The 5,324-nt window shown below is 73.0% G+C and carries 5 protein-coding genes; 2 read left to right on the forward strand and 3 right to left on the reverse strand.

Annotated features, from left to right (window positions below; translation table 11 throughout):
• The 3 genes from E1J50_RS25570 to E1J50_RS25580 all read right to left on the reverse strand — a co-directional run.
• The coding region (locus tag E1J50_RS25570) for a VOC family protein (RefSeq protein ID WP_132257031.1) at positions 1-281 on the reverse strand (281 nt) is incomplete at its 3' end.
• A 204-nt stretch (positions 282-485) separates the two neighbouring features.
• Positions 486-968: a hypothetical protein gene (locus tag E1J50_RS25575; protein WP_132257023.1), complete on the reverse strand. Its 483-nt coding sequence runs from the start codon at positions 966-968 to the stop codon at positions 486-488.
• Positions 969-1,096: 128 nt separating this feature from the next.
• Positions 1,097-2,332: a trans-sulfuration enzyme family protein gene (locus E1J50_RS25580; protein ID WP_132257025.1), complete on the reverse strand. Its 1,236-nt coding sequence runs from the start codon at positions 2,330-2,332 to the stop codon at positions 1,097-1,099.
• A 117-nt stretch (positions 2,333-2,449) separates the two neighbouring features.
• Here E1J50_RS25580 and E1J50_RS25585 point away from each other — a divergent pair, with 117 nt between their 5' ends.
• Both E1J50_RS25585 and E1J50_RS25590 read left to right on the forward strand, forming a co-directional pair.
• Complete coding sequence (locus E1J50_RS25585; RefSeq protein WP_132257027.1) at positions 2,450-2,968, forward strand: TspO/MBR family protein; 519 nt, start codon at positions 2,450-2,452, stop codon at positions 2,966-2,968.
• Positions 2,969-3,090: 122 nt separating this feature from the next.
• On the forward strand, positions 3,091-5,324 hold a 2,234-nt coding region (locus E1J50_RS25590; protein ID WP_132257029.1), incomplete at its 3' end, for a Tex family protein.

The raw sequence follows: 5,324 nt of genomic DNA on the forward strand, positions 1-5,324 counted from the left end.
GCGCCGTTGGCCAAGGCGCGTTCGAGCGTCCCCTCGAAGTCATCGACACGAAAATCGACGTGAACGGGTGTCCAGTGGCGCTCATACCGGCGAAGGTCGTTGCTTCCTGGCGCCGGTGATGATCCGGCAGGTTTCGCGAGAAGCCCGATCGTCACATCGCCCGAGGTCAACATGGCGTAGCCGGCATGGGGCCGGGATGTCTCGACGAAACCGAAGACACCGCCAAAAAACTTCAGACCCTCTTCGATCGACGGGACGTCGATGGAAACGGTCACCCTCAGTCCATCCCGTCCACTCTCTTAGAGGCCGACCGGCCTGGGGGAGCCAAAAGCGCGTGGTGGAAGGCCGTCCTCGGGCGGCGCGGAGAGCTCGCCTTTTCACGCAGCCCGCACCCCGTGCAGAATGCGGGCGTGGGTACCAAGCGTCGGACTTGGGACCGCTCGCCGCCTCGCCCCGAGGCGCCGGGGTGGGGCGGGCTCCCGGCCCTACTGCTTGTTGTTCAGGACCTCGATCGGGTTCGTCCGGTCGCTCGGCGCGGGCTCCCGGGTGACGTCGCGCGCGCCCGTCTCGCGGGCGCCGGTCGTCGTCCGCGGCGAGCCGGGGCCTTCCGTCGCCGCTCCGCCGCCGCCGGACTGGGTCGGCACCGTGCCGCTCGCGAGTTCGAGGCAGGTCACCATCTCGACGTAGGACGGGTAGCCGCCCGCCTGGAATTGCTGCTCGCACTGGCGCTTGGCGGCGGACGAGTAGTCGCCCCAGCGCCGCTCGGCCTCCTTGCGGGCGTCCCGCTCCGAGCGCAGGCAGCCCTCGACGCTCGCATTCTCGCTGACGCTGACCTCGGCCCGGGCCGCCGACTTGCAGGTCGCCTCGATGTCGAGCTTCGGTGGCCCCTCCGCCGCGGCGGGACCCGCGAAGAGGCCGAGGGTCGCGAGCGCCGCGGCGCCCGCCAGGATCAGTCTCGCATCGGTCATGACGGGTCCCCGGGTCTCGCTCCAGCGCGGGTCTCGCTCCAGCGTCGGCATCGTTGCGCCCGCATCGGGCACAACGCGCCAGATCCGCGATCGGCCCAGCTGACCGGCCCGAAAAATCGAGGCCCGCCTCAGGCTTGGCGGGGCTCGCCCCCGTGGGCGGCCCAGAGCGCCGCGTCGAGATCGCGGTAGAGGTCGGCGGGGTCCTCGATGCCGGTGGAGAGGCGCAGGAGGTCGGGCGGGCAGGGTGAGCCCGGCCCCTCGACGGAGGCGCGGTGCTCGATCAGGCTCTCGACGCCGCCGAGCGAGGTCGCCCGCTTCCACAGCCGCACCCGCGCGGCGGTGCCGATGGCCGCCTCCTCGCCGCCCCGCACCCGGATCGACAGCATGTAGCCGAAGCCGCCCTCCATCTGGCGTGCGGCGACCGCGTGGCCGGGGTCGTCCGGCAGGCCGGGAGAGAGGATTGAGGCCACGAAGGCGTGGCGGCGCAGGCGCCGGGCGAGGTCGAGGGCGCTCGCGGATTGGGCGGCCGCGCGCAGCGGCAGGGTCCGCAGCGAGCGCATCAGCAGGTAGGCCTCGAAGGGGCCGAGGATCGCGCCCCCGTTCGCACGGATCGCGCCGATCCGCTCCCAGAACGCGTCGGCGCGGCCCGCGGCGAGGACGCCGGCCACCACGTCTGAGTGGCCGTTGAGGATCTTCGTGGCCGAGTGCATCACGATGTCGGCACCGAGCGCCAGGGGCCGGGTGTGGACGGGGGAGGCCGCGGTCGAATCGACGGCGAGCCGCGCGCCGGCCGCGTGCGCGATATCGGCGGCGGCCGCGATGTCCGTCACCGTCCAGAGCGGGTTGCCCGGCGTCTCGATCCAGACGAGCTTCGTCCGCCCGGGCCGCATCGCGGCGCGCAGCGCGTCGAGGTCGTCGGCATCGACGAAATCGATCGCGAAGGTGCGGCGGGGCGCCTCCTCCCGCAGCCAGCGGCGCAGCGCCCAGTACATCACCTTCGGCGCCACCACGTGGTCGCCGGGCTCCAGGGCCGTGAACACGGCGGTCGCCGCCGCCATGCCGGAGCCGAACAGAAGCGCGCCTGCCTGCGCCCCCTCCAGCATGGCGATGACGGATTCGGCCTCGCGCACCGTCGCGTTGTCGGGCCGCGCGTAGGCGAAGCCCGAGCTGTAGGCGTTGTCGGGGTCGCGGATGAAGGTGGTGGAGACGTGAAGCGGCGGCACGACGCCCCGCGTCACGGGGTCGATGCGCCCCATCGCCTGGGCCGCGAGGCTGCGCCGCGAGAGGCCGTCCGCGCGCGCCGGGCCTGTCGCCGGCCCGGCCTCGGCCGGCGCCTCGTCCTGCGGCTTGGGGGAAAGGGGCATCGCATTCTCCTGCGGCACGGGGCCGAGCTTGCTTTCGGGCGGAATTTGCCGCCTGACACGAACCGACGCGGCCTCGCAACCCGGCGGGACGCCCTCCATTCCCGCGAGGACCTCCCCATGCCGACGGCCCTGCCTGTTCCGGACGCGCCCGCCCTCTCGCCCTGGCTGCGCCTCGCCCTCGCGATCCTTCCCGTGGCCGCGACCGCCCTCATCGGCTCGGCCTCGACGCAGGAGAGCATCCCGACCTGGTACGCGGGCCTCGCCAAGCCGAGCTTCAACCCGCCGAACTGGGTCTTTCCGGTCGCCTGGACGATCCTCTACACGATGATCGCGATCAGCGTCTGGAGGCTTCTGGGGGTGATCGCGATCACGGGCTCGTCCCGGCGCGGCTGGTGGCTCGCGCTCGCCGCCTTCTACGTCCAGCTCGCCCTCAACGCCGCCTGGAGCCCCGTCTTCTTCACCGCCCACGCCATCGGCGCGGCGCTCGTCGTGGTTGCAGCCCTCCTCGTCATGGTGCTGTGGACGATCCGCCTGTCCTGGCGCTACGACCGCCTCGCCGCCTGGCTCCTCGTGCCCTACGCGGCCTGGGTCGCCTTCGCGACGGTGCTGAACGCGGCGATCCTGCGCCTCAACTGAGGGTCGAGGTTAAGGAAGAGTTTTCACGTGAGACAGGCAAAAGCCGCCCTCTCGCGCCCACCGGGTTGGAGCCCGCGCCCCCGCCCGCTACACGAGCCCTCCGGCAGAGGAGGGAGTCGCCCATGACCAGCATCACCCGGCGCATCGCCACCGAACTCGGCGTCGCCGAGGGGCAGGTGACGGCAGCGGTCGATCTCCTCGACGGCGGCGCCACGGTCCCCTTCATCGCCCGCTACCGCAAGGAGGCGACGGGCGCCCTCGACGACGCGCAATTGCGCAGCCTCGAGGAGCGGCTCGGCTACCTGCGCGAGCTCGAGGCGCGCCGCGCCGCGATCCTCGAGAGCCTCCGCGAGCAGGGCAAGCTCGATGCCGCGCTCGCGGCCCGCATCGCCCAGGCCGAGACCAAGGCGCGGCTCGAGGACCTCTACCTCCCCTTCAAGCAGAAGCGGCGCACCAAGGCGCAGGCCGCCCGGGAGGCCGGGCTCGGGCCCCTCGCCGAGGCGCTTCTGGCCCGCCCCGACCAGAGCCCGGAGGCCGCCGCCAAGCCCTTCGTCGACCCCGCGAAGGGCATCGCCGACGCCGAGTCCGCCCTGGAGGGCGCCCGCGCCATCCTGATCGAGCGCTTCAGCGAGGAGCCGGAACTCGTCGGGGCCTTGCGCGAGACCACGTGGCAGCGCGGCCGGCTCGGCTCCTCCGTGCGCAAGGGCAAGGAGGCGGCAGGGGAGAAGTTCGCCGATTACTTCGACTTCGCCGAGCCTCTGACGAAGCTGCCCTCGCACCGGATCCTCGCCCTCTTCCGAGGCGAGAAGGAAGAGGTGCTCGACCTCGAGATCGGCGACGCGCCGGCCGACGCGCCGGCCCCGAACCAGCCGGGCTGGCAGGAATTGCGCATCGCCCGGGCCTTCGGCCTCGCCGACCGGGGCCGGCCGGGGGACCGCTTCCTCGCGGACACGGTGCGCCGGGCTTGGCGCACCAAGCTGAAGCCCGCCCTCGACACGGACCTGCGCGCTCGCCTCTGGGCGGTGGCCGAGGAGGGCGCCGTGAAGGTCTTCGCCGGAAACCTGCGCGACCTGCTGCTCGCCGCCCCGGCCGGCCCGCGCCCGACCCTCGGGCTCGATCCGGGCTACCGCACCGGCGTGAAGGTCGCCGTGGTCGACGCCACCGGCAAGGTGGTGGCCACCGACACGATCTACCCGCACGAGCCGCGCCGCGACTGGAACGGCGCCCTGGTGGCCCTCGCCAAGCTCTGCCGCGCCCACCGGGTGGAGCTGATCGCGATCGGCAACGGCACCGCTTCCCGCGAGACCGACCGGCTCGCGGCCGAGCTCGTCGCCAAGCAGCCCGAACTGCGCCTCACCAAGGTGATGGTCTCGGAGGCCGGCGCCTCGGTCTACTCGGCGAGCGCCTACGCCTCGGCCGAATTGCCGGGCCTCGACGTGACCCTGCGGGGCGCCGTCTCGATCGCGCGGCGGTTGCAGGATCCCCTCGCCGAGCTCGTGAAGATCGAGCCCCGCGCCATCGGCGTCGGCCAGTACCAGCACGACCTCGCGGAGGGGAAGCTCTCCCGCTCCCTCGACGCGGTGGTGGAGGATTGCGTGAACGGCGTCGGCGTCGACGTGAACACGGCCTCCGCGCCGCTCCTGGCCCGCGTCTCGGGCCTGAGCGAGCGCGTCGCCGGCAACATCGTGGTCCACCGGGACGCGAACGGCCCGTTCCGCAGCCGCTCGGGGCTGCGCAAGGTCGCCGGGCTCGGGCCGAAGGCCTACGAGCTGGCCGCGGGCTTCCTGCGCATCCGCGAGGGCGACGACCCGCTCGACGCCTCGGGCGTGCACCCGGAGGCGTATCCGGTGGTGCGCAAGATCCTCGCCGCCACGGGCCAGCCCATCGGCGCCGTGATCGGGAACGGCGCGGTGCTGCGCGGTCTCGACCCGAAGCGCTTCACGGACGCGAGCTTCGGCCTGCCGACGGTGACGGACATCCTCGCCGAGCTCGAGAAGCCGGGCCGCGACCCGCGCCCCGCCTTCCGGACCGCGACCTTCCAGGAGGGTGTGGAGAGGATCCAGGACCTCAAGCCCGGCATGCGGCTCGAAGGCGTGGTGACGAATGTCGCGGCTTTCGGGGCCTTCGTCGATATCGGTGTCCACCAGGACGGGCTCGTACACATCTCGATGCTCGCCGACCGCTTCGTGAAGGATCCGCGCGAGGTGGTGAAGCCCGGCGACGTGGTGCAGGTGCGCGTCGTCGAGGTGGACGCGGCGCGCAAGCGCATCGCGCTCTCGATGCGCTCGGACGAGGCGCCCGCCCGCCCGGCCCGGCGCGAGGAGCGGCCCGCGGCGGGCGCGAGGCCGAGCCCGGC

Source organism: Methylobacterium segetis (genome assembly GCF_004348265.1).
GTDB classification, from domain to species: Bacteria; Pseudomonadota; Alphaproteobacteria; order Rhizobiales; family Beijerinckiaceae; genus Methylobacterium; species Methylobacterium segetis.